Source organism: Streptomyces ardesiacus (assembly GCF_003112575.1).
Lineage (GTDB): Bacteria > Actinomycetota > Actinomycetes > Streptomycetales > Streptomycetaceae > Streptomyces > Streptomyces ardesiacus.
Genome location: NZ_BEWC01000005.1, coordinates 611,154 through 632,818, shown reverse-complemented (window position 1 = coordinate 632,818; position 21,665 = coordinate 611,154). Strand labels below are relative to the sequence as shown.

Below are 21,665 nucleotides of genomic sequence, written 5' to 3'. Positions count from 1 at the left end.
CTCCCGCCGACCGGAGAACCATGAGAGGTGGGTAGGGGGACATCGGCGCGCGAACGGAGGTCGCGACCATGAAGGCTGTCGTCTACAAGGGGCCGTTCTCTGTGGCGGTCGAAGACGTGGAGAAGCCGGACGTCCGGCACCCGAACGACGTGGTCGTGCGCGTCACCTCCACCGCGATCTGCGGGTCCGACCTCCACATGTACGAGGGTCGTACCGCCGCGGAGCCGGGCATCGTCTTCGGCCACGAGAACATGGGGATCGTCGACCAGGTCGGTGAGGGCGTCACCGGGCTGAAGGAGGGCGACCGCGTGGTCATGCCCTTCAACGTCGCGTGCGGCTTCTGCACCAACTGCGCCGCGGGCTACACGGGGTACTGCACGACCGTCAATCCCGGCTTCGCGGGCGGCGCGTACGGCTACGTGGCCATGGGTCCCTGGCAGGGCGGCCAGGCCGAGTACCTGCGCGTCCCGTACGCCGACTTCAACTGCCTGAAGCTGCCCGAGGGCGACGCCCACGAGACCGACTTCATCCTGCTCGCCGACATCTTCCCCACCGGCTACCACGGCTGCGAACTGGCCGATGTGCGTCCCGGGGAGAGCGTCGCGGTGTACGGCGCCGGACCCGTCGGGCTCATGGCCGCCTACTCGGCGCTGCTGCGCGGGGCCAAGAAGGTGTTCGTCGTCGACCGCGTCCCGGAGCGGCTGCGCAAGGCCGAGGAGATCGGCGCGGTGCCCGTCGACTTCTCCGCGGGCGACCCGGTCGAGCAGATCAAGGAGCAGACCGGCGGCGCGGGCACCGACAAGGGCGTGGACGCCGTCGGCTACCAGGCGACGGCGGGCAAGACCGGCGAGGAGGAACCGGCGACCGTGCTGAACTCACTGGTCAACACGGTCAGGCCCACCGGGGCGCTCGGTGTTCCCGGACTCTACGTCCCGTCCGACCCGGGCGGCCCGGACGAGCAGGCCAAGCAGGGCATGCTCCTCGTCGCGATCGGCCGGCTCTTCGAGAAGGGGCTGCGGGTCGGGACGGGCCAGTGCAACGTCAAGCGGTACAACCGCCAGCTGCGGGACCTGATCATCGAGGGCCGGGCCCGGCCCAGCTTCGTCGTCTCCCACGAACTGCCGCTGGACCAGGCGCCGTCGGGCTACGACAAGTTCGACAAGCGGGTCGAGGGCTACACCAAGGTGATCCTGCATCCCTAGGCGGCGAGGACCCCGGGGCTAAGGGGTACGGCGGCGCAGGCGCAGGCGGAACCAGAGCGCCGCGCCCGCCGCCAGGGGCACCGCGGCCAGGGGCACCGTCCACCACGGCAGGCCGGCCCACGCCGCGGGCAGGCCCACGCCGAAGCAGACGCCGAACGCGGAGAAGAGCAGCCACCTGCCGTACGGCTCCCAGGTCAGCGGTGCGTGGTCGAGCGGCCTGACCAGACGGGCGGCGCCGAACACGAGGCACTGGACCGCGAGGAGCCCGGCGAGCACGCCGACGGCGGCGTTCGCCTGGAGCTCGTCACGGGGCGCCTCCAGGGTGTCCTGCCGTACGCCGTCCTCGGCGAGCGTCATGATCTCCCCGTGCCAGGCGGTGGCCGTGACCCGGTCGCCGGGCCTCAGCCGCTCCAGGAGCGGTCCGGAGCCGTTGAAGTGGACGGTCCCCCGCCAGGAGTCCCGGTAGGTCAGGGTGGCGTCGTGGACGGATTCCTTGCCGGCGGTCCTGTCCACCGTCTTCTCCACGGTGAGCTGCCAGGTGCTCAGGCAGTCGGTGTCGCCCCGGTCCAACGCGCCGGAGGAACAGGGCCCGGCCGCGCGGTAGTCCTGGTACCGCCCGCTGTCGGAGGGGAGCCACCAGGCGAACGCGAGCCAGCAGGCCGCAGCCGCGGCCAGGGACAGCAGGAGCAGCAGGACGCCCGTGCGCCGCGCCGGAGCCGGGTCCCGCGGTGCCGCCGTCCCCGGTGGTGTCGTCGTCGCCCTCGCTCTCATCGCCCGCCTCCTTCCCGGCCAGCTTCCGTCCTCCGGGACCCGGAACACAACGAGGGGGGACGGCAGCGGGACGGGGCCCGGGACTTCCGCGTTCCGGCAGTCACGGCCCCGCTGCGGCTCCGGGTGTCGTTGGAGTCCTGCCGGGTCCCGCGACCCGGCGAGATCGGACGACCCCCCTAGCGGTCGACGCGCAGCCGTCGGGTCTCGCTCACCTGGTCGGTCTCCGACACCCGGACCGTCGCCTTCATCGTCCAGGTGCCCGGGAGGGGCAGGGTGAGGGTGTTGGCGCTCCAGTACCCGCCCCGGTCGACGAGGTCCGCCTCGATGGGGCCCACCTCCTGGTCGGGGAGGGTGAAGGCGAGGCGGAGTTCGGGAACGGCGGCCAGGCTGCCGTCGGGACCGAAGACGACGGCCTGCACCGCGTTGTCGCCGGTACGGCCCGGGTCCAGGGTGATCTGGACCGTGCCGCGGCCCGAGGCGCCGATCCGGAACGGGATCGTGGTGACGGACGCGGGCAGCACTCCGCCCGCCGGTACGGCCGCTCGTGCGGCCCCCTCCGCGGAACGGCCCGGCGGGGTGGCGGTGAGCACGGTGGTGACCCCCAGCACGACGGCGGCGACGACCGCCTCGACGAGGACGGAACGGTACAGGCCCCTGCGCAGAGCGGCTCCGGCCGCGGTGCCCCCCGCCCCGGCACCCGGACCCGGGCCGGCGTCCGACGGGCGCGGTGCCTCCGTCGGCGGGCGACGGTGCGAACCCCGGCCCAGAGCGGCTCCGCCCGCGGTGCCCCCCGCCCCGGCGCCCGGACCCGGGCCGGCGTCCGACGGGCGCGGTGCCTCCGTCGGGGGGCCGCCGCCCGCCGGTTGCGGCACCCGCTCGGGCACGCGGGCCGACTCGCGCACGGCGTCGGGCGTCGTCACCAGCGCCGCCGTCCACCTCCGGGAGACCGCCGCCGCGCCCAGCAGGACGGCCGCCAGGACCACTTTCGCCAGCAGCAGCCTGCCGTACGTCGTCGCGGTGAGCGCCTGCCAGGAGCCGAGGCCGCGCCAGGACTGGTAGACGCCCGTGACGACGAGGACGGTGACGGCGGCGAAGGCGGTCCGGGAGAAGCGGACGACCGTGGCCGCACCGGGGGCGGAACGCGAGGCGCGCAGGGTGGTGAGCAGGGCCACGAGGCCGCCGAGCCAGACCGCGGTGGCCAGCAGGTGCAGCACCGAGGACGCCATCGCGACCGGTACCTGCGGGCCGGCCGCGGCGTGCTCGGCGGCGGCCCAGGTCAGGGCGAGGGCGACGGCCAGGACGACGCCCACTCCGGCGGCGGGCCGCGTGCTCCCCCGGCGCGCACGCGCCGTCCGGGCGAGGTACGCCCCGACCGGTACCAGCAGCCCCAGCCGGGTCAGGAGCAGGGCGCCGGGGCGGGTCGTGAGGGTGTCGCCCAGCGCGGCCGGGTCCAGGGCCGCCGACGGGCCCGTGCCCGCCTCGTACGGGGCGCGCAGCACCAGCAGGGCGACGGTGGCGGCCAGCAGGGTCCACCCGGCCGCCACCAGGGGACGGCGCAGCGGCGCCGGGTCCGGTGGGCGGCACAGGGCGACGAAGGCGGCGGTGCCGACGAGCAGGGCGACGGCGAGGTAGGAGAGGTAGCGGGCGGTCTTGTGGAGGGTCGCGGTCAGCGGGTCCTCGGTGGGGCCGGGGTCCACGGGTGCGGCCGACCGCGAGGGTGCGCCGACCGAGAAGGTGAAGGCGCCCGAGACGGGGTGGCTGTCGGCGGACACCACCCGCCAGGCCACGGTGTACGTCCCCTCCCCCAGCCCGCCGAGGAGCGCGACGCGGGCGGTGTCGGCCCGTCCGTCCGCGCGTCCGGCCTCCCCCGTGCGCACCCGGTGGCCGCCCGGGTCCAGGACGCGGAAGGAGTCGTCGCGCAGGCCGACGGACTCGCTGAAGGTCAGGGTGACGTGGGCCGGGGCCCGCTCGAAAACGGCCCCGTCCCCGGGGTCGGTGCCGTCGAGGGCGGCGTGGGCGGACGCCGGTGCGGCGGTGCCGAGGAGGAACAGGAGCAGCACGGTGCCCAGCAGCACCAGCCGCGGAACTGCCCGCGGGACCGCCGGTCGTCGCCCCCGGTCTCCAGCGCCCACACCGCCGCCACACCTCACGTCGCATCTCCGTCGTCGGGGCCCACTGCCTCGCCGATACGTACGGACGGGGAGGCCCTCGCGCTCACCCGTGCGCCGGGCGGCTCCTCACCACGAGGGACGGGCCGTCACCCCGCCGTCCACCACGAGGTCGTGGCCGGTCACCCAGGACGCCAGCCGCGAGGCGAGGAACACGCAGGCGTCGCCCACGTCCTCCGGGCGCCCGAGCCGTCCCGTCGGCGCCGCCCGCCGCCACCGCCGTACGCCCTCCGGCCAGGCCTCGGACAGGCCCTCGCGGTCGATGAGGCCCGGCGACACGGAGTTGACCCTGATCCCCCACGGGCCGTACTCCAGGGCCGCCGACCGGGCGTGCATGACGACCGCCGCCTTGGAGGCGCTGTAGTGCGCGTGGGCGGGAGCGGGAGCGCCCGCCTCGATGGAGGCGATGTGCGTGACCGTGCCGCCGCCGTCCTGGTCCCGCATGATCCGGGCGGCGGCCTGTGTGCAGGCGAAGACGCCGGTGAGGTTGGTGTCCACCACCTCCCGCCACTCCGCCGCCGTCATGCCGGGCAGTTCCCGCACCGGCTGCACGCCCGCGTTGTTGACCAGCGCGGTGAGCCGCCCGCCGGCCCAGTCGGCGGCCTCCTCCACCAGGCGCCGGCAGGCGTCCTCGTCGGTGAGGTCGGCGCGCAGCACGGTGGCCCGTCCGCCCCGGTCGCGGATGCGCCGTGCCACGTCCCGCGCCGCCTGAGTCGCCGTACGGCAGTGCACCACCACCGCCGCGCCCTCCTCGGCGAGGCGCAGCGCGATGCCCCGGCCGATGCCGCCGCCCGCGCCGGTGACCAGGGCTGCCTGGCCGTCGAGGAGGGGGGAGCGGGGGCGGGGAGACGGGAGAGGGGAAGAGGAAGCGGAAGGTTGTGGGGACGAGGAGGGTGAGGAGGGCGGGGTCATGCGCGGCACAGTGCCACGATCCGGTCGGCCGCGGCCGGGTAGCGCGCCGTGAGGACGGCGGCGTCGCCGTGCTCGTAGTCCCCGTACGTGAATCCGGGCGCCATCGTGCAGCCGAAGAACGACCACGCGCCGCCCGCGGCCACCCTGCCGCCCATCCAGGTCCCGGCCGGGACCGTGAACTGCACGTGCTGCCCGCCCAGGACGTCCGGTCCCAGCACGGCCGTGCGCGCGCTGCCGTCCGGGGCGAGGAGGAGCAGGTCCAGCGGATCGCCCAGGTAGAAGTGCCAGATCTCGTCGCCGGGCAGGCGGTGCAGGGCGGAGAAGTCGCCCGGGCGGGCGGTGAGCAGGGCGACGATGGCGGTCCCGGCGGGGCGTCCGTCCGGGCGCTCGGGCCCTGCCCAGGTGCGCCGGAACAGGCCGCCCTCACGGGGGATCGGCTCCAGTGCGTAGTGCGCGATCAGGTCCTCGGCGGTGGGCGCTCCAGTCACCCGGGGAACGCTACCTCCCGGCGGAGGAACGCGAGTTGCGCCTTCTTCTCGGGCAGGTACACGTCCGGCAGGTCGACCTCGGGGAGGACCACCGCGGGACCGGCGGTGAAGCCCTGCTTGAGGAAGCGGGCGATCGCCTTGGCGTTGGCCACGTCCGGGTCGACCACGATCCGCGTCCGGTCCAGCCCCAGCAGGGCGTAGGTCACGAGGGCACCCGAGAGGGCCGCGGTCCAGCCGGGGCGCGCGCCCTCGGCTCCGGCGGGGGCGAGGAGCAGGTGGACGCCGATGTCGCCCGGCTCGGCGTCGTAGCACTCGCTCACCCGGTCGGCGGCGGGGTCGTAGGTCTGGAACAGGGCGACCGCCTCGCCGTCCTTGACGACCAGGAAGGCGTGGTGGGTGTCGAGGGTGGCCATGTGCGCGTACGTCGCGGTGACCTGGTCCACCGTCAGGCCGTTCATGCCCCAGAACGCGGCCCGTTCCTCGCTCACCCAGCCGTGGACCAGCGGGGCGTCCGCGGCGGGGTCCAGGGGGAGGACCCGGACGGTGCCGAAGCCGTCGAGGCGCTGTTCGTGGACGGCGGCCCGGTCGCCGTACGGGATCGGGTGCGGGTCAGTCATCGGATTCCTTCGTGAGGCGGGTGAAGTCGGTGACCACCGGGACGAGTTCGCCGGTGAGCCACAGGGCCTGCTGGTCGCGGCGGTGGGCTGAGCCCGGTGCGCCCGAGGCTCCGTGCGGCACCACCCAGCGGCTGTTCTGGCGGTCGGCCAGGTCCCAGACGTACCGGGCGGCCGGGCCGCGTGCGGCGCGGTCGGTGAGGCCGGGGACGGGGGAGGTGCACAGCACGCAGTCGTGGTCGCCGGAGAGGCCCGGCTCCCGCGCGGGGGCGGTGGCGTCCGGCAGGGCCCGCCAAGGGGCCAGGCGGTGGGTGTCGCCCCAGGTGCCGGCCGGCGGGTCCGCGGCGACCTCCTCCAGCGCGGCGCGTACGGTCGCGGCGCGGTCGACGCCGTACAGGTCGTCCGCGCGCAGGAGGTGTTCGAGGGCGTACGCCACGCGCGGCACCAGCGCGAGCCACGGCTGGAGCACATCGGGGTACGCGGGCGCCACGGCCGCGGGGGCGAGGGCCGGGTGCGCCGCCAGCCTCCGCACCACCGCCGCGCGCACGGCCGCGTAGGCCGCCGCGTCGGTGCTGTCGGCGTCCATGCGGCGGTCCCAGGCGAGGAGGCGGGCGCCCAGGGCGGCGGCTTCGGGGGTGAGGGGGCCGGTCCCTGTGGTCTGGGTGGTTGGGGTGGTGCCGGTGGTCTGGGTGGTGGCGGTGGTCAGCCGCTTGATGTGGGCCAGGAGGGGCGTCGCCGAGGCCAGGTGGGTGTCCGTGTGGATCGTGGGCATGTCCGATGCCGACCAGCGCTCCCTGCCCGCCAGCAGGGCGGTGATGCGGTCGGCGCGGTGCGGCGGGGCGAACTCGACGCCGAGGGGCGTGGCCGGGCCGCGCTGATTGGCCATCACCGCGACGCCGTCGGTGAGGCCGGCGCGGGGCGGGGTGTGCCAGCCGGTCCACTCGTGGCCGGGTTCCCAGGCCGGCACGGAGCGCAGCCCGTTCGCCTCCGGCCGCACCGGCACCCGGCCCGCGACCCGGTGCAGCAGGCCGCCCCCGGTGTCGGCGGCCTGCACCACGTTGACCGGCTCGGTCCACGCGTCCAGGGCGCGGTCCACGTCGGCGACCGTGCGGGCCCGCAGCAGCGGCAGCAGGGCGCCGAAGCCGAGGTCGGCCGTGACGCGGGGCGGGTACCGCAGGCTCAGGGCTGCCGGGGTGCCGTCGTCCAGGCCCTCGGGGCCGCCCGCGATCACGGGACCGCGGCCGGTCTCGATGACCTCCACCTCGACGGTCTCCTCCCCGGCGACGTCGATGCGTTCCGTGTGGCGGGCGGCGCGGTGCCAGGTGCCGTCGGGGCCGAGCGCCTCGACACCGGCGCCGGTGCGGCGCAGGCGCTCCCGGTACAGGTCCTGGTAGTCGGCCATGGCGTTGGTGATGGCCCAGGCGACCGTGCCGGTGTGGCCGAAGTGGGCGATGCCGGGGACGCCGGGCACGGCGAGGCCGACGACGTCGAACTCCGGGCAGGACAGGTGGATCTGCTGGTAGACGCCGGGTTCCTCGATGAAGCGGTGCGGGTCCCCCGCGATCAGCGCGTGCCCCGTCGTGGTCCGTCCGCCGCTCACCAGCCAGCCGTTGCTGCCCGCGGTGCCGGGGCCGTCGGCGGCGAACAGGGCTACGGCCTCCGGGCCGAGGTGGGCGGCGATGTGCTCGCGCCAGAGCTTGGCGGGGAAGCCCGCGAAGAGGATGTGCGTGGCGAGCCAGACGCCGAGCGGGGTCCAGGGCTCCCAGCGGCCGGGGGCCAGGCCGGTGCGGGCGAACTCGGGGGCGGGTTCGCCCGTGGTGAGGCCCTCGTTGACTCCGTCGACGTACGCCCGCACCCAGGCCGCCGTCTCCGGGTCCTGCCGCTCCAGGGCGGTGAAGCAGCGGCGTGCGGTGTCCGCGAGGCGGGCGCGGCGGGCGAGGCGGTCCCAGGACAGGGCCTCGGGGCCGAGGAAGGACGCGGAGGTGCCCTGGGCGCGGTGCCGCTCGACCTCCAGTTGCCAGGCGCGGTCGCGGGCGGTGACCCGGCCCTGGGCGCGGGCGAGTCCGGCGGCGGAGTCCGCGCGCAGGTGCGGGATTCCCCAGGCGTCGCGGTAGGTCTCGGCGCTCACCCCTGTGCCCCTACTTTCCTTTAGGTTAGGCTCACCTAAGTTTGTCGTCGTGGCCGAATAGTACGTGAAGGGTGAAGGAACCATGGGGCAGGGGCGGGGCTGGGAGGGCGCGGTCCTCAAGCTGATGCGCGCGAAGGACTTCGAGTTCACCGTGACGGACGCCGAGGACGTCACCCCGCACTACCGGCGGCTGCGGCTGAGCGACGGCGGCATGCTCGCGGTGACCGGTGTCCACCCCACGATGTGGGTACGGCTGTGGTTCGACAACGCGGGCCGGCCGCACCAGCGGGGGTACACGCTGGTCGACCCGGACCCGGCGGCCGGCACCTTCGCCATGGAGTTCGCCCTGCACGAGGGGTGCGCGAGCGACTGGGCGCGGGCGGCGCGGCCGGGGGACACGATCGAGGCGACGGTCCAGGGCACGGGGTTCGAGGTCCCGGCGCCCCTTCCCTCCCGCGTCTTCGCCGTCGCGGACCCGGCGTCCCTGCCCGCCCTCAACTCCCTCCTCGACGCGCTGGGGCCGGTGCCGGCGACCGTCTGGTTCGAGGGCGCGGCCGACGCCGGTCTGCCCTTCCGCACGGTGCCCGGGCGGCACGAGGTCCGCGCGGTGCCGCGGCGGGACGCGGGGGCGCACCTGGTGGCGCGGGTGAAGGAGGAACTGCCGGAACTGCTGGGGGGCGTCACGGAGCCGTATGTCTGGATCGCCTGCGACACGGCGACCACACGGGCGCTCGGCTCGTACGTCCGCAAGGAGCTGGGGGTGCCGAAGCAGCGGGTGAACGCGCTGGGGTACTGGCGCGCGGCCTGAGCGCTTACGCGCGATCATCGGGACCATGGACGTCACACTGCACCTCGCCCAGGACCCCGAGGCCGACGAACTCCTCGGGCGCAGCCCGCTCGCCGCGCTGGTCGGCATGCTGCTCGACCAGCAAGTGCCGATGGAGTGGGCGTTCAAGGGGCCGTCGACCATCGCCCGGCGGATGGGGGCGGAGGACCTGGACGCGCACGACATCGCGGCCTACGAACCCGAGGAGTTCGCCGCGCTGCTCTCCGAGAAACCGGCCGTCCACCGCTATCCCGGGTCGATGGCGGGGCGGGTGCAGCAGTTGTGCCGGTACCTCGTCGAGACGTACGACGGTGACGCCGAGGGCGTCTGGCGGGGCGTGTCCACCGGGAAGGAGCTGCTGAAGCGGCTCCAGGAACTGCCGGGGTTCGGCAAGCAGAAGGCCCAGATCTTCCTCGCCCTGCTCGGCAAGCAGCTCGGCGTCCGCCCGGAGGGGTGGCGCGAGGCCGCGGGGGCGTACGGGGAGCCCGACGCCTTCCGGTCCGTGGCGGACATCAGGGGGCCGGAGTCGCTGGCCAAGGTGCGGGCGCACAAGCAGGAGATGAAGGCTGCGGCGAAAGCGTCCGGCAAGTAGGTGGTGCGGGTGCGTTTGCCTGCGGCGCCTGTGCGGGGTGGGTGGGGGTGCGCGTGGCGCGGTGCGTTGGGGGTGGGTCGGGGCCGCGCCGGGGGGTGTCCGTCCTCGGAACGGCGCGGAATCGGTGGGCCACAGATCTCTCCGGCGATGACGCGCCAACCGCTGCGGGCGGACACCCCCCGACACGTCCCCTTCTCGCCGTACGCGGCTGCCCCGCCGCGTCGCCCCCGCTGCGGGCAGTCGTGCCTCCCCCAGCTGCGGGCAGTCGTGCCTCCCCCAGTGCCTGAAGGCCTGGGAGGTACCCCCAGGCGGCACGGGTGGGCGCAGCGGCACCCCGCCGGCGCCGGGCCCCGTGGCCCCCACCCCGGGGTGCCCGAGAGCAGCGCCCGGGACACCCCCGTGGCCCCTCCCCGGTGGCGGAGACGCCGGCTCCGCTCCCAGCATGGGGCATGAGCGAACCACCCACCGGCGCCGCCGGGCAGGAGTCCGAGCCGCCCTTCGAAGGCCCCCTGCACCTGCTGTCCCGCGCCGCCTGGCAGACCGTGCTGTTCACCGGGATCGTCTCGCTCGTCCTGGGCGTGCTGGTCCTCGTCTGGCCCGGTGCCTCGCTGCTCGCGGCCGGCGTGCTCTTCGGGCTCTACCTCGTCATCAGCGGCATCCTCCAACTGGCCGCCGCCTTCGGCACCCACCGCAGGACCTCGCTGCGAGTGCTCGCCTTCATCAGCGGTGCCGTGTCGATCCTGCTGGGACTGTTCTGCTTCCGCGGCCCCCTGCAGTCGGTGCTGCTGCTCGCGCTGTGGATCGGCATCGGCTGGCTGTTCCGCGGCGTCACGCAGATCGTGGCCGCCGCGCACGACCCTGCGATGCCCGCTCGCGGCTGGCACGTCTTCCTCGGCGTCGTCACCGTCGTGGCCGGCATCGTCCTGATCGACTCGCCGGTCGAGTCGGCCACCGTCCTCATGCTGGTCGGCGGCTGGTGGCTGGTCGTCGTCGGCGTCGTCGAGATCGTCACCTCCGTACGGCTGCGCGGGCGGGCGGAGCGGGTCCCCCACAGCCTGTGAACGGCCGTCCGTACGCCGAGCGGGCGGTTCTCGCCCCGGGCGCGGTGGACGGCGTACGGCGGGCGGGGACACGAAGGGGGTGAGACCCGCACCGCACGCCGCCGCCGTCCGCTCCGGACGTATCGGCGCCTGTCTGCGGGTCCTGGTCCTCCTGCTCGTCCTCGTCGTGCCCGGCACCCACGTGGCGGCCCCGGTCGCACCGGTCGCCGGTGCGACCGCGGAGTACGACCACCTCGACACCGTCCTGCGCGTTCCGGGCCGCAGCGGCCGGCCCGTGGCCGTGCTCCGGCCCGCCCCGCCCTCCTCCCTGACGGGCCGTCGCCGGGCGGTGCTGCTGCGAAGGGCTGCTCGTGGCGAAGGTGCCCCTTCCCTTCCCCGTGGCCCCCGTTCCGTGGTCCTGCGCTGCTGACCGTGCCGGGCCGGCCGACCGCCGGTCCCCCTCGCGCACGGACAAGCACGCCAAACACCAGGAACGAGGAACCGCCATGCCCCACGACCCGTACGCCGTCCTGCGCGCCCTCCTGCGCGCCGAGGCCGCCCGCCGTACCCCCGCATCCGGCACCGCGCCGCAGGCACCCCGCGAACAGCGGCTCCCCTCGCGGGAGCACGGGCGCGGCTGACGCACCGTTGCACGAGGGGGGCGGGGTGGCGGAGGCGGTCGTGCGGCTCTCCGCCACCCCGGGACGGCCCCCGTGGGGGCCGATCTGACGGGGCCTTTGGCGATTGGTCCCCTTTACGCGTCTTTTCCGGCGCCGTACTCCGGCGCCATGGCTGCGCCCGCAACGCCCGGGCCGGTAGGCTTTCCGTGTGATCTTCAAGCGCATCGGAAACGGCCGGCCGTACCCCGACCACGGCCGGGAAAGCACCCGGCAGTGGGCGGACGTCGCTCCGCGCCCGGTCCGCCTCGATCAGCTCGTGACGACCAAGGGTCAGCTCGACCTGGAGACGCTCCTGGCCGAGGACTCCACCTTCTACGGCGACCTCTTCGCGCACGTCGTGAAGTGGCAGGGCGATCTGTACCTGGAGGACGGACTGCACCGGGCGGTGCGGGCCGCGCTGCAGCAGCGCCAGGTGCTGCACGCCCGCGTACTCGAACTCGACTGACCCCGCGCTTGACCCTTTCGGGTTGCCTTGCACCCGACTGCGGAACGTCGACTGATCATCTAATAGGCATCGCCGCTCCCGAGCATTACGCTGCGCTCATGAGCATGCTGACTCCTCCCGGCATGGGTGGCCAGTACAAGATCACGGGGGGCAAGTACCCGCGGATGCGCCCGGTCCGGCGACGCGGCCGCGTCGTGTTCGCCGCCGTCGCCTGCGTCACCGTTCTCGGGGTGCTCGGCTGGGGCACGCTGCAGCTCATCGACGTCTTCACCGGCGGCGACAAGGCCTCGGCGGCCGGCGCCGCGGGCTGTGCCACCCCCGCGAAGGCGAGTGCCTCGCCGTCCGCCCCGGTGCTGCCGAAGCCCGGCCAGGTCACCGTCAACGTGCTCAACGCGACCACCCGCAGCGGACTGGCCCAGAAGACCGCCGACGAGCTGAAGAAGCGCGGCTTCCGCGTGGGCGAGGTGAGCAACGCGCCCGCGGAGTACGACAAGAAGGTCACCGGCACGGGCCTGCTGCTCGGCCCGGCCGCCTCCGTGAAGACGTCGCTCACGCTGCTCGGGACCCAGCTCCCCGGCGCCGAGCACCGCACCGAAGCGGCCCGCAAGGGCGCCGCCGTCGACCTGATCATCGGCGACGGGTTCAAGGGGCTGGCCAAGCCCGCGGACGCCGACGCGGCGCTGGCCGGACTGACCGCGCCGCAGCCGACGCCCACGGCTCAGAAGAAGAGCTGCTGAGCGGTTACTCGGCCGCTCCGTACATGCGGTCGCCCGCGTCGCCGAGGCCCGGGACGATGTAGCCCTGCTCGTTGAGCCGCTCGTCGACCGAGGCCGTCACGACGGTCACCGGGGTGCCGGCCAGCTCGCGCTCCATGAGTTCGACGCCCTCGGGCGCGGCCAGCAGCACCACCGCCGTCACGTCGTCGGCGCCCCGCTTGATCAGCTCCCGGATGGACGCGACCAGGGTGCCGCCGGTGGCCAGCATGGGGTCCAGGACGTACACCTGGCGGCCGGACAGGTCGTCCGGCATCCGCGTGGCGTAGGTGGACGCCTGGAGCGTCTCCTCGTTGCGCACCATGCCGAGGAAGCCCACCTCGGCGGTCGGCAGCAGCCGGACCATGCCGTCGAGCATGCCGAGACCGGCCCGCAGGATCGGCACCACCAGCGGGCGCGGGTGGGAGAGCTTCACGCCGGTGGTCTTCGAGACCGGCGTGTGGATGTCGACCTGTTCGGTGCGCACGTCGCGCGTGGCCTCGTAGGCGAGCAGGGTGACCAGCTCGTCGGCGAGACGGCGGAAGGTCGCGGAGTCGGTGCGCTGGTCGCGCAGCGTGGTGAGCTTGTGGGCGACCAGGGGGTGGTCGACGACGTGGAGACGCATGCCCACCACAGTAACCGGGCCCCGTGGGAGCGGCGTCCCCGCGGCAGTGGCAAGGCCCCGCGAGACCGCTCCACCCGTTCGCAGGCGTCAAACCGCCCGGCCGGGGGAAGGGGGGAGGGACGGACGCTGGGTGGTGAGACTGTGCCTGACCGGGACTTCCACAACACGCCGTCCCCGGGAGCGGACCGGGGGACGGGACACGGGGCGGGGCCGAGCGCGGTGCCGGAGCGGCAGCCGGACGGCGTCGGCGATCCGCCGCGGGACCCCGGGCCGGAGCGCGAGGCCGAACGGCGCCGGCGCCGGGCCCAGTTCCTGCGCGACCTCGCGGAGGCCCGCCAGTTGCGGGACCGCGTGCAGCCGCGCCGCGCCAAGACCGCCCGGCTGCGGCACGCGATGCGCATGCGCACCTTCCGCTGGTAGCCGCACCCCGGCGGACGACTTCCTGAGCCGCCCGGGGAAGATCGCGCGCCGCGCCGACGTTGGTGGTGACGGACGTACGCGGGGACCGCGAGAATCCGCGTACGATCCGCACGTGGCGGCGACGAGAACGCTGCTGGACGGCTGCCCGGGCACGCATCTTCCGGGACGCCGGTCGAAACAGCCGGACACAGGGCGCGGAAGACGTCCCCTGACTGCCTTGTTTCTGCCACGATTCCGAGTGGGTGGGGCTCGAAGCACCGCACCCCCGCCCGCAGCCTCCGCCGGGGGGACCCCCAACCGGCACGCCTAGGACCAGTGGGAGAGTCACGGTGTACTTCGCCGCACTGCTCGCGCGCACCGAAGACGGGTGGGAAGCGAGCGACACAGAGCTCGACGATGTGGAAACCCTGTCGGATCTTGCCGACCTGGCCCGGGAGGCCTCTCCCGACGAGGACACGGTGCTCGTGCTGATCGAGCAGGAGGACGCGTGGTTCGGAGTCGTCCGGGTGGACGGCGAGGAGGACCCCCGTATCTATGTCTCGGACGCCGCCGCGGCGGCCCGCAGCAGCTACGGCGAGATCCTCCTCACCGACGAACTGCTCGGCCGGGAACCCGGTGAGGACGGCGACGACCTCGACGCCCTCGACCTCGACGGCACGGAGGACGGCGAGTCCGACGACGAGGACGGCGGCGACGGCTCCGACGCGGCCGCCGGCTCCGGCGAGGCCGTGCCGCACGGGCCGGTCGGCGACGCGGAGATCCTCGACGACCTCGGCATGAGCGAGAAGGAACTGCGCTCGATGTCCGGGGACGCGGTCGGAGTGATCGCCGAGGCCCTCGGCGCCCTGGACGTCCTGGAGACCGTCCGCTGACCGCGCCGGAGGGGCAGGACCCCGAGCAGGCACCGCCCGACCCGGTGCGCGACCCGTGGCGGGCCGCGATGCGGCTCGCCCTGGCCGAGGCCGGGCGCGCCGCGGAGGGCGGGGACGTGCCCGTCGGCGCCGTCGTACTGGCGCCGGACGGGCACACGGTGCTGTCCGCCGGGTACAACGAACGCGAGGCCGGCGGGGACCCGACGGCCCACGCCGAGATCCTCGCGATCCGGCGGGCCGCCGCGGAGACCGGCGAGTGGCGGCTGGTCGGCTGCACGCTCGTCGTCACCCTGGAGCCGTGCACGATGTGCGCGGGCGCGCTCGTGCAGTCCCGCGTGGACCGCGTGGTCTACGGCGCCCGCGACGACAAGGCGGGGGCGGCCGGGTCCCTGTGGGACCTCGTGCGCGACCGGCGCCTCAACCACCGTCCCGAGGTGATCGGGGGGGTGCTCGAGGACGACTGCGCCCGGCTGCTCACGGACTTCTTCCGCGACCGCTGACCCCGGTCAGGACGGGTGTTCGTCGACCGCGATACCGATTTCAGAGCATGCCGCTGAGTGCTGTAAGGTCTCCCTCGGTAGCGTGTCCGAGCGGCCGAAGGAGCTCGCCTCGAAAGCGAGTGTGGCGCAAGTCACCGAGGGTTCAAATCCCTCCGCTACCGCTTGGGAAGGGCCCCGTCGAAAGACGGGGCCCTTCGTGCGATCATGAGCGACCGAGACGTGGGTCGAAAGGACAGGGGAGGCCGCGGTGGCGGTGAACTCGAAGAAGATCGCCGTCTATGTGGTCGTGGTCTTCGTGCTGTACGTGATCATCACCGATCCGGCCAAGGCAGCCGACTACGTGCAGATAGGCTTCCAGGGCATATCCGACGCGGCGGGCGCCGTGGGCGACTTCATGACCTGGGCCGCCAACGGAGGAAAGTGATGATCCGCCACCTTGTGCTGTTCAAACTGAACGACGGCGTCGAGCGCGACGACCCCCGCGTCGTGGAGGGCGTCGACGCCTTCCGGGCGCTCGGCGGCCAGATCGACGAGCTCCGCTTCTGGGAGTGCGCCTGGAACATCAGCGACCGGCCCATCGCCTACGACTTCGCCATCAACTCGGCCGTGGACGACGCCGACGCGCTCAAGCGCTACCTCGCACACCCGGCGCACCAGGCGGGCGTCGCGCTGTGGCGGGAGTTCGCCACCTGGGTGATCGCCGACTACGAGTTCTAGAACGACCGCGGGCCCTCAGGGCGCCGCGATCCCGTGTTCGGCCCCGCACCGGCCTGGTGCGGGGCCGTTCTGCGTTCACTCAACACGGCGTTATGCGGTGCTTGCACACAGTGGACATGTCTTGTGATGCTATGACCGCTTTTGACGGATGAGTTACGGAAGAATTGACAGATCACGAGGTGGAGTTGACCGTGCCGGCCAGTACTGCGCCTCAAGCACCGCCCGCACCCCCCGCCCAGGCCCAGGAGACACCCGCGCCGCAGCGCAGCCGGGGCGCCGACACCCGGGCCCTGACGCAGGTGCTGTTCGGCGAGCTGAAGGGCCTCACCCCGGGCACGCCGGAGCACGACCGGGTGCGCGCGGCGCTCATCGAGGCCAACCTCCCGCTGGTGCGCTACGCCGCCGCCCGCTTCCGCTCCCGCAACGAGCCGATGGAGGACGTCGTCCAGGTCGGCACGATCGGGCTCATCAACGCCATCGACCGCTTCGACCCGGAGCGGGGCGTGCAGTTCCCGACCTTCGCCATGCCGACCGTCGTCGGCGAGATCAAGCGGTACTTCCGCGACAACGTGCGCACGGTGCACGTGCCGCGCCGGCTGCACGAGCTGTGGGTGCAGGTCAACAGCGCCACCGAGGACCTGACGACCGCCTTCGGGCGCTCCCCGACCACCGCCGAGATCGCCGAGCGGCTGCGCATCACCGAGGACGAGGTGCTGTCCTGCATCGAGGCGGGACGGTCGTACCACGCGACCTCGCTGGAGGCCGCCCAGGAGGGCGACGGGCTGCCCGGCCTGCTGGACCGGCTCGGCTACGAGGACCCGGCGCTCGACGGGGTCGAGCACCGCGACCTGGTGCGCCACCTGCTCGTCCAACTCCCCGAACGGGAGCAGCGGATCCTGCTGCTGCGCTACTACAGCAACCTCACCCAGTCCCAGATCAGCGCGGAGCTCGGCGTCTCCCAGATGCACGTCTCGCGGCTTCTGGCGCGCAGTTTCCAGCGGTTGAGGTCGGCCAACCGGATCGACGCGTAAGCTCGACAGGGGCCTCACACGGGCTCGAAAGCACGAGCGAGTTGTCACCGGCGAGAGCGAATCGCTCACCGGGACCGTTGTGGACGGAATCGGGCTGAAAGCCCATCAGACCCCCTGTTTCCAGGGGGTATTCGCGTCTCGGATGTCGACATGTCACTACAGCGCGTTGCCGACATGTGACATTCTGCCGGAGACGCGTTTGCCGAGGCTTCGGCTCCGGTATTCAGGTGAAGGCTGCGTTCCCGGCGTGGGAGCGTGCGCCCCGACCGTCCCGCGACCCAAAGGGGGTGGCATGTCCGCAGAACAGGGCAGCTCGAAGGTGCTCGCGCTCGCGGAGAGCGAGACCGCGCCCGACTCGATCGAGGCGCTCGGCGCCGTCGAGACCGTCGGCCCCATCGACTCCGTCGGTGCCGTCGGTGCCGTCGACGGCGACCGGGCCGGCGAGGCCGTGCCGGACCTCGACGCCGTGCCGGCCCAGACGCTTCCGGTCACGGAGGCCATCGACACCCGCACCCTGTCCCGTTCCCTGTTCCTGCGGCTCGCCGCCCTCGACGAGGACAGCCCCGAGCGTGCCTACGTCCGGGACACCCTGATCGAGCTCAACCTCCCCCTGGTGCGCTACGCCGCCGCCCGCTTCCGCTCCCGCAACGAGCCGATGGAGGACATCGTCCAGGTCGGCACCATCGGCCTGATCAAGGCGATCGACCGCTTCGACTGCGAGCGGGGCGTCGAGTTCCCGACCTTCGCCATGCCGACCGTCGTCGGCGAGATCAAGCGGTTCTTCCGCGACACCTCCTGGTCGGTGCGCGTCCCGCGCCGCCTCCAGGAGCTTCGCCTGGCGCTGACCAAGGCCAGCGACGAGCTGTCCCAGAAGCTGGACCGCTCCCCGACGGTCGGCGAGCTGGCCGCCGTGCTGGGCGTGTCCGAGGAGGACGTGGTCGACGGTCTGGCCGTCGGCAACGCGTACACCGCCTCCTCGCTGGACTCCCCGGCCCCGGAGGACGACGGCGGCGAGGGCTCCCTGGCGGACCGCCTGGGCTACGAGGACACGGCACTGGAGGGCGTGGAGTACCGCGAGTCCCTCAAGCCGCTGCTGGCCAAGCTGCCGCCCCGGGAGCGGCGGATCATCATGCTGCGCTTCTTCGCCAACATGACCCAGTCGCAGATCGGCGAGGAGGTCGGCATCTCGCAGATGCACGTCTCCCGGTTGCTCACCCGGACCCTGTCGCAGCTGCGCGAGGGCCTGATCTCCGACTGAGCCGGCGGCGCAGGGCGTCCGCACGACAGCACGGCGGCCGCCGTGGCACCTCGGGGGTGCCGCGGCGGCCGTCTTCCGTATGTCCGCCACCGGCCCCGAAGGGCCCGGCGGCCGTCCTAGCCGAGCGCCAGCCAGGCCACGGCCGCGACGACGATCACGGCGGCCAGGATGCCGACGATCAGGCCGACGCGGGGCCCGGACGAGGAGGCGGGGGCAGCCTGCCGGCTCTGCGGGGCGTCGTCGACGAACGCGCGGAACATCTGCGTGCTGCCTGCGGGGTCGTTTGTGCCCTGGGGGCCCTGGGTGTTAGCCATGGGCCGAGACACTAGCGAATCCCCGGGTGCGGCCCAAGTGCGGGGCCCGCGAGCCCTCTTGGGCAGGTCCACCCCTTATCACCTGCGCATTTACTTTCGCAATACTTGTCTTTGCCAACTTTTTATGCCAGACCCCCCGGTTTTGTTTGCCTGTAGCAACTAACGAACCTTATGGTTGCCCTAAGCAACGAATCGGGAGGTGCGCATGGCCGGAAAGGCGCAGTACGAGGAGCTGATCCGCCAGTTCAGCGCCTTCGGTGCCGTGAAGCGGGAGATGGGACGGCTGCTGCCGTCCGACTGCCCCGGCGGGTCCGTCGCCGTACTGACCCTGCTCGGCCGGCACGGGGACATGCGCATGAGCAAGCTCGCGGAACTGCTCGCGGTGGACATGTCGGTGACCAGCCGGCACGTCGCCCACGCCGCCGAGCGCGGCTGGATCGAGCGCTTCCCCGACCCCGCCGACAAGCGCTCGCGCATTCTGCGCCTGACGCCCGCGGGGCAGGAACAGCTCGACGAGATCGCCGAGCGGAGCACCCAACTGCTCTCCCACCGCCTGAGCGACTGGTCCGACGACGAGGTCGGTCAGCTCTCCCGGCTCATGGCCCGCCTCAGGGCCAGCTTCGACGACTGCCGGGTCCCCGCGGCCCGGCCTCCCGCACTGTCCGGGGACGACACGTCCACCCGTACACCCGCGATCACCATTAAGTAAAGGAAGTCCATGGCAACGACCACACCAGCCGGTGTGCGGGCTCATGCCAAGCACGGGGGAGGCTCCGACGGAGACGCTCCGATGACGCACCGGCAGATCATGGAGGCATTGTCCGGGCTGCTGCTCGGCATGTTCTGCGCGATCCTGTCCTCGACCATCGTCACCAACGCACTGCCCGAGATCATCGGGGACCTCGGTGGCGGCCAGAGCGCCTACACCTGGGTCGTCACCGCCTCGCTGCTGACGATGACCGCGTCCACCCCGCTGTGGGGCAAGCTCGCGGACCTGTTCAGCAAGAAGGCACTGGTCCAGACGGCCCTCGTCGTCTTCGTCATAGGTTCCGTCATCGCCGGTCTGGCGCAGAACCCGGCGATGCTGATCACCGCCCGCGCCATCCAGGGCCTCGGCGGCGGCGGTCTGTCCGCCCTGGCCCAGATCATCATGGCCGCGATGATCGCCCCGCGTGAGCGCGGCCGCTACTCCGGCTACCTCGGCGCCACCTTCGCCGTCGCCACCGTCGGCGGCCCGCTGCTCGGCGGCGTCATCACCGACACCAGCTGGCTCGGCTGGCGCTGGTGCCTCTACGTCGGCGTGCCCTTCGCGATCATCGCGCTGATCGTGCTGCAGAAGACGCTGCACCTGCCCGTGATCAAGCGGAAGGTCAAGGTCGACTGGGCCGGTGCCTTCTTCGTGACCGCGGCCGTCTGCCTGCTGCTCGTCTGGGTCACCTTCGCCGACGACAAGTACTCCTGGATGTCCTGGCAGACCGGGGCCATGGTCGGCGGCGCCGTCGTGCTGACGCTGATCTTCCTCTTCGTCGAGTCGAAGGCCAGCGAGCCGATCATCCCGCTGCGCCTGTTCCGCAACCGCACCATCACCCTGGCCTCGCTGGCCTCGCTGTTCGTCGGTATCGCGATGTTCGCGGGCACCGTCTACTTCAGCCAGTACTTCCAGCTGGCCCGGGACAAGTCCCCGACCATGTCGGGCGTCATGACGATCCCGATGATCGGCGGTCTGTTCGTCTCGTCCACGGTCTCCGGCATCATCATCACCAAGACCGGCAAGTGGAAGCGCTGGCTGCTGTCCGGCGGCGTACTGCTGACCGCGGGCCTGGGCCTGCTCAGCACCATGCGCTACGACACCCCGTACTGGCACATCGGCGTCTTCATGGCGCTGATGGGTCTCGGCGTCGGCATGATGATGCAGAACCTGGTGCTCTGCACGCAGAACCAGGTGGAGCCGAGCGACCTGGGCGCCGCGTCCTCCACGGTCACCTTCTTCCGGTCCCTCGGCGGCGCGGTGGGCGTCTCGGTGCTCGGCTCCATCATGTCGAGCCGGATCAGCCACTACGCCACCGACACCATCGGGCAGCTCAAGCCCGAGGAGCAGATGGCGGCCGGCAAGGCCATGGGCTCGGGGCAGATCCCCGACATGGACCTGCTCCCCGCACCCATCCGCACCTGGCTGGAGAGCGCCTACGGACACGGCATCGCCGACATCTTCCTGTACGTCGCGCCGATCGCGCTGCTCGGCTTCCTGGTGACGCTGTTCATCAAGGAGGTGCCGCTGCGCACCAAGGGCGCCCTCGCCCAGGCGGCGGAGTCCTCGGGCGAGTCCGCCCCGCCGGTGGCGGGCACCCCCGCGGAGGCCGTCCGCGTCGCCGACGCGCCGGTCCCGGCCGGTGCGATGGCGGCCGTGTCCGCCACGCCCGCCGCGGCCCCGGACGCCTCGGCCGTCTCGGACACCGCGGCCGCTCCGGCCACGCGGCGGCCCGCCGCCGTCGCCACGACGGCCGGCTCCGGTGAACCGCAGGCACCCGTGTCCGGCGGCATCGCGGTCCGCGGCTTCGTCCGCGGCGCCGAGTCCGCGCCGGTCCCGCAGGCCGCCGTCACGCTGATCTCCCTGGCCGGCCGCCAGCTCGGCCGGTCCGTCGCCCAGGCCGACGGCTCCTACGCCGTCGACGCGCCGAGCGCCGGGTCGTACGTGCTGATCGCCTCCGCCGACGGGTTCCAGCCGCAGGCCTCCACCATCGTCGTCCACGACGAGCCGGTCGCCTACGACATCCTGCTCAGCGGCACCAGCGGGCTCACCGGTCTGGTGAGGGCCGAGGAGAGCGGGCAGCCGGTCAAGGACGCCATGGTGATCGTGACCGACGTGCGCGGTGACCTGCTGGCCAGCGCCACCACCGGCGAGGCGGGCGAGTTCGCCTTCACCGAGCTGGTGCCGGGCACGGTGACCGTCGCGGTCAACGCGGCCGGCTACCGGCCCCGCGCGCTGCCCCTCGAGGTCGGCGGCACCGGCGTCACCCGCGTCGAGGTCGACCTCCAGGCCGGCGCCCAGATCCAGGGCGTCGTGCGGGCACCGCACGGTCCGCTGGCGGACGCCCGGGTCACCCTGGTCGACGCGGCGGGCAACGTGATCGGCACGGCCACCACCGGGGCGGACGGGGCGTACGCCTTCACCGACCTGGACTCCGGCGAGTACACGGTCATCGCGACCGGCTACCCGCCGGTGGCCACCGCCCTGACGGTCGCCGGCCCCGGTGCCGACGGCCACGACATCGAGCTCGCCCACCCCGGCGAGTAGCAGGCCCCGGCCCGT

Annotated in this window: 25 protein-coding genes and 1 tRNA gene; 18 read left to right on the top strand and 8 right to left on the bottom strand. The window is 73.3% G+C overall.

Going from position 1 to position 21,665, the window contains the following annotated elements:
- Positions 1-68 precede the first annotated feature (68 nt).
- Positions 69-1,202: a glutathione-independent formaldehyde dehydrogenase gene (locus tag Sdi02f_RS19510; protein WP_030405196.1), complete on the top strand. Its 1,134-nt coding sequence runs from the start codon at positions 69-71 to the stop codon at positions 1,200-1,202.
- Between the two features lie 18 nt (positions 1,203-1,220).
- Here Sdi02f_RS19510 and Sdi02f_RS19505 read toward each other — a convergent pair whose 3' ends face one another.
- The 6 genes from Sdi02f_RS19505 to Sdi02f_RS19480 all read right to left on the bottom strand — a co-directional run bounded on the left by Sdi02f_RS19505 (position 1,221) and on the right by Sdi02f_RS19480 (position 8,283).
- Positions 1,221-1,973, bottom strand: a complete 753-nt coding sequence (locus Sdi02f_RS19505) for a hypothetical protein (protein WP_030405195.1) — start codon at positions 1,971-1,973, stop codon at positions 1,221-1,223.
- Positions 1,974-2,149: 176 nt separating this feature from the next.
- Complete coding sequence (locus Sdi02f_RS19500) at positions 2,150-4,048, bottom strand: copper resistance CopC/CopD family protein (protein WP_108933731.1); 1,899 nt, start codon at positions 4,046-4,048, stop codon at positions 2,150-2,152.
- 162 nt (positions 4,049-4,210) lie between these two features.
- Complete coding sequence (locus Sdi02f_RS19495; RefSeq protein ID WP_031185093.1) at positions 4,211-5,053, bottom strand: SDR family NAD(P)-dependent oxidoreductase; 843 nt, start codon at positions 5,051-5,053, stop codon at positions 4,211-4,213.
- The gene (locus Sdi02f_RS19490; RefSeq protein ID WP_030405179.1) at positions 5,050-5,541 is read right to left on the bottom strand and encodes a cupin domain-containing protein; all 492 of its coding nucleotides are present in this window, start codon (positions 5,539-5,541) and stop codon (positions 5,050-5,052) included. The genes Sdi02f_RS19495 and Sdi02f_RS19490 overlap by 4 nt, the downstream gene beginning before the upstream one ends.
- Positions 5,538-6,158, bottom strand: coding sequence for a GNAT family N-acetyltransferase (locus tag Sdi02f_RS19485; protein WP_030405180.1), 621 nt, complete (start codon positions 6,156-6,158; stop codon positions 5,538-5,540). The genes Sdi02f_RS19490 and Sdi02f_RS19485 overlap by 4 nt, the downstream gene beginning before the upstream one ends.
- Entirely contained in the window at positions 6,151-8,283 is a 2,133-nt protein-coding gene (locus tag Sdi02f_RS19480; RefSeq protein ID WP_108933730.1) for a penicillin acylase family protein, read from the bottom strand. Before Sdi02f_RS19480 ends, Sdi02f_RS19485 begins: the two co-directional genes overlap by 8 nt.
- An 82-nt stretch (positions 8,284-8,365) precedes the next feature.
- Here Sdi02f_RS19480 and Sdi02f_RS19475 point away from each other — a divergent pair, with 82 nt between their 5' ends.
- The 7 genes from Sdi02f_RS19475 (at position 8,366) to Sdi02f_RS19450 (ending at position 12,603) form a co-directional block, all read left to right on the top strand.
- Positions 8,366-9,091, top strand: coding sequence for a siderophore-interacting protein (locus Sdi02f_RS19475; RefSeq protein ID WP_031087514.1), 726 nt, complete (start codon positions 8,366-8,368; stop codon positions 9,089-9,091).
- Between the two features lie 25 nt (positions 9,092-9,116).
- Positions 9,117-9,701: an HhH-GPD-type base excision DNA repair protein gene (locus Sdi02f_RS19470; RefSeq protein WP_030405183.1), complete on the top strand. Its 585-nt coding sequence runs from the start codon at positions 9,117-9,119 to the stop codon at positions 9,699-9,701.
- Positions 9,702-10,150: 449 nt separating this feature from the next.
- Entirely contained in the window at positions 10,151-10,762 is a 612-nt protein-coding gene (locus tag Sdi02f_RS19465; protein WP_031185095.1) for an HdeD family acid-resistance protein, read from the top strand.
- A 79-nt stretch (positions 10,763-10,841) separates the two neighbouring features.
- Positions 10,842-11,171 carry a hypothetical protein gene (locus Sdi02f_RS19460; protein WP_051783829.1) on the top strand — a complete coding sequence of 110 codons (330 nt, stop codon included), beginning with the start codon at positions 10,842-10,844 and terminating at the stop codon, positions 11,169-11,171.
- Positions 11,172-11,247: 76 nt separating this feature from the next.
- A complete protein-coding gene (locus Sdi02f_RS36755; protein ID WP_267884307.1) occupies positions 11,248-11,382 on the top strand; it encodes a hypothetical protein in 135 nt (44 codons plus the stop codon).
- Positions 11,383-11,569: 187 nt separating this feature from the next.
- Complete coding sequence (locus tag Sdi02f_RS19455) at positions 11,570-11,866, top strand: type II toxin-antitoxin system VapB family antitoxin (RefSeq protein WP_003999914.1); 297 nt, start codon at positions 11,570-11,572, stop codon at positions 11,864-11,866.
- 122 nt (positions 11,867-11,988) lie between these two features.
- On the top strand, positions 11,989-12,603 hold the full coding sequence (locus Sdi02f_RS19450; RefSeq protein WP_030405185.1) for a LytR C-terminal domain-containing protein: 615 nt from the start codon (positions 11,989-11,991) through the stop codon (positions 12,601-12,603).
- Between the two features lie 4 nt (positions 12,604-12,607).
- On the opposite strand, the gene upp is transcribed toward Sdi02f_RS19450, so the two are convergent.
- Complete coding sequence (gene upp, locus Sdi02f_RS19445; RefSeq protein WP_030405186.1) at positions 12,608-13,243, bottom strand: uracil phosphoribosyltransferase; 636 nt, start codon at positions 13,241-13,243, stop codon at positions 12,608-12,610.
- A 141-nt stretch (positions 13,244-13,384) separates the two neighbouring features.
- Here upp and Sdi02f_RS35940 point away from each other — a divergent pair, with 141 nt between their 5' ends.
- The 8 genes from Sdi02f_RS35940 to Sdi02f_RS19405 all read left to right on the top strand — a co-directional run bounded on the left by Sdi02f_RS35940 (position 13,385) and on the right by Sdi02f_RS19405 (position 18,041).
- A complete protein-coding gene (locus Sdi02f_RS35940) occupies positions 13,385-13,663 on the top strand; it encodes a hypothetical protein (protein WP_078869710.1) in 279 nt (92 codons plus the stop codon).
- Positions 13,664-13,992: 329 nt separating this feature from the next.
- Positions 13,993-14,535 carry a tRNA adenosine deaminase-associated protein gene (locus tag Sdi02f_RS19435; protein WP_030405188.1) on the top strand — a complete coding sequence of 181 codons (543 nt, stop codon included), beginning with the start codon at positions 13,993-13,995 and terminating at the stop codon, positions 14,533-14,535.
- 68 nt (positions 14,536-14,603) lie between these two features.
- The gene (tadA, locus tag Sdi02f_RS19430) at positions 14,604-15,035 is read left to right on the top strand and encodes a tRNA adenosine(34) deaminase TadA (protein WP_030405189.1); all 432 of its coding nucleotides are present in this window, start codon (positions 14,604-14,606) and stop codon (positions 15,033-15,035) included.
- 76 nt (positions 15,036-15,111) lie between these two features.
- A tRNA-Ser gene (locus Sdi02f_RS19425) sits at positions 15,112-15,196 on the top strand.
- Between the two features lie 86 nt (positions 15,197-15,282).
- The gene (locus Sdi02f_RS19420; RefSeq protein ID WP_030403190.1) at positions 15,283-15,459 is read left to right on the top strand and encodes a hypothetical protein; all 177 of its coding nucleotides are present in this window, start codon (positions 15,283-15,285) and stop codon (positions 15,457-15,459) included.
- The gene (locus tag Sdi02f_RS19415) at positions 15,459-15,752 is read left to right on the top strand and encodes a Dabb family protein (protein WP_030403189.1); all 294 of its coding nucleotides are present in this window, start codon (positions 15,459-15,461) and stop codon (positions 15,750-15,752) included. Before Sdi02f_RS19420 ends, Sdi02f_RS19415 begins: the two co-directional genes overlap by 1 nt.
- Before the next feature lie 191 nt (positions 15,753-15,943).
- A complete protein-coding gene (locus tag Sdi02f_RS19410; RefSeq protein ID WP_031087880.1) occupies positions 15,944-16,783 on the top strand; it encodes an RNA polymerase sigma factor SigF in 840 nt (279 codons plus the stop codon).
- Between the two features lie 292 nt (positions 16,784-17,075).
- The gene (locus Sdi02f_RS19405) at positions 17,076-18,041 is read left to right on the top strand and encodes an RNA polymerase sigma factor SigF (protein ID WP_031087878.1); all 966 of its coding nucleotides are present in this window, start codon (positions 17,076-17,078) and stop codon (positions 18,039-18,041) included.
- Between the two features lie 116 nt (positions 18,042-18,157).
- Here Sdi02f_RS19405 and Sdi02f_RS19400 read toward each other — a convergent pair whose 3' ends face one another.
- On the bottom strand, positions 18,158-18,355 hold the full coding sequence (locus Sdi02f_RS19400; protein ID WP_030403186.1) for a hypothetical protein: 198 nt from the start codon (positions 18,353-18,355) through the stop codon (positions 18,158-18,160).
- Between the two features lie 205 nt (positions 18,356-18,560).
- Here Sdi02f_RS19400 and Sdi02f_RS19395 point away from each other — a divergent pair, with 205 nt between their 5' ends.
- Positions 18,561-19,064: a MarR family winged helix-turn-helix transcriptional regulator gene (locus tag Sdi02f_RS19395; protein WP_030403185.1), complete on the top strand. Its 504-nt coding sequence runs from the start codon at positions 18,561-18,563 to the stop codon at positions 19,062-19,064.
- A gap of 81 nt (positions 19,065-19,145) precedes the next feature.
- Positions 19,146-21,650 (top strand): MFS transporter, encoded by a 2,505-nt coding sequence (locus tag Sdi02f_RS19390; RefSeq protein ID WP_031185096.1) that lies wholly within the window; start codon positions 19,146-19,148, stop codon positions 21,648-21,650.
- Positions 21,651-21,665 lie beyond the last annotated feature (15 nt).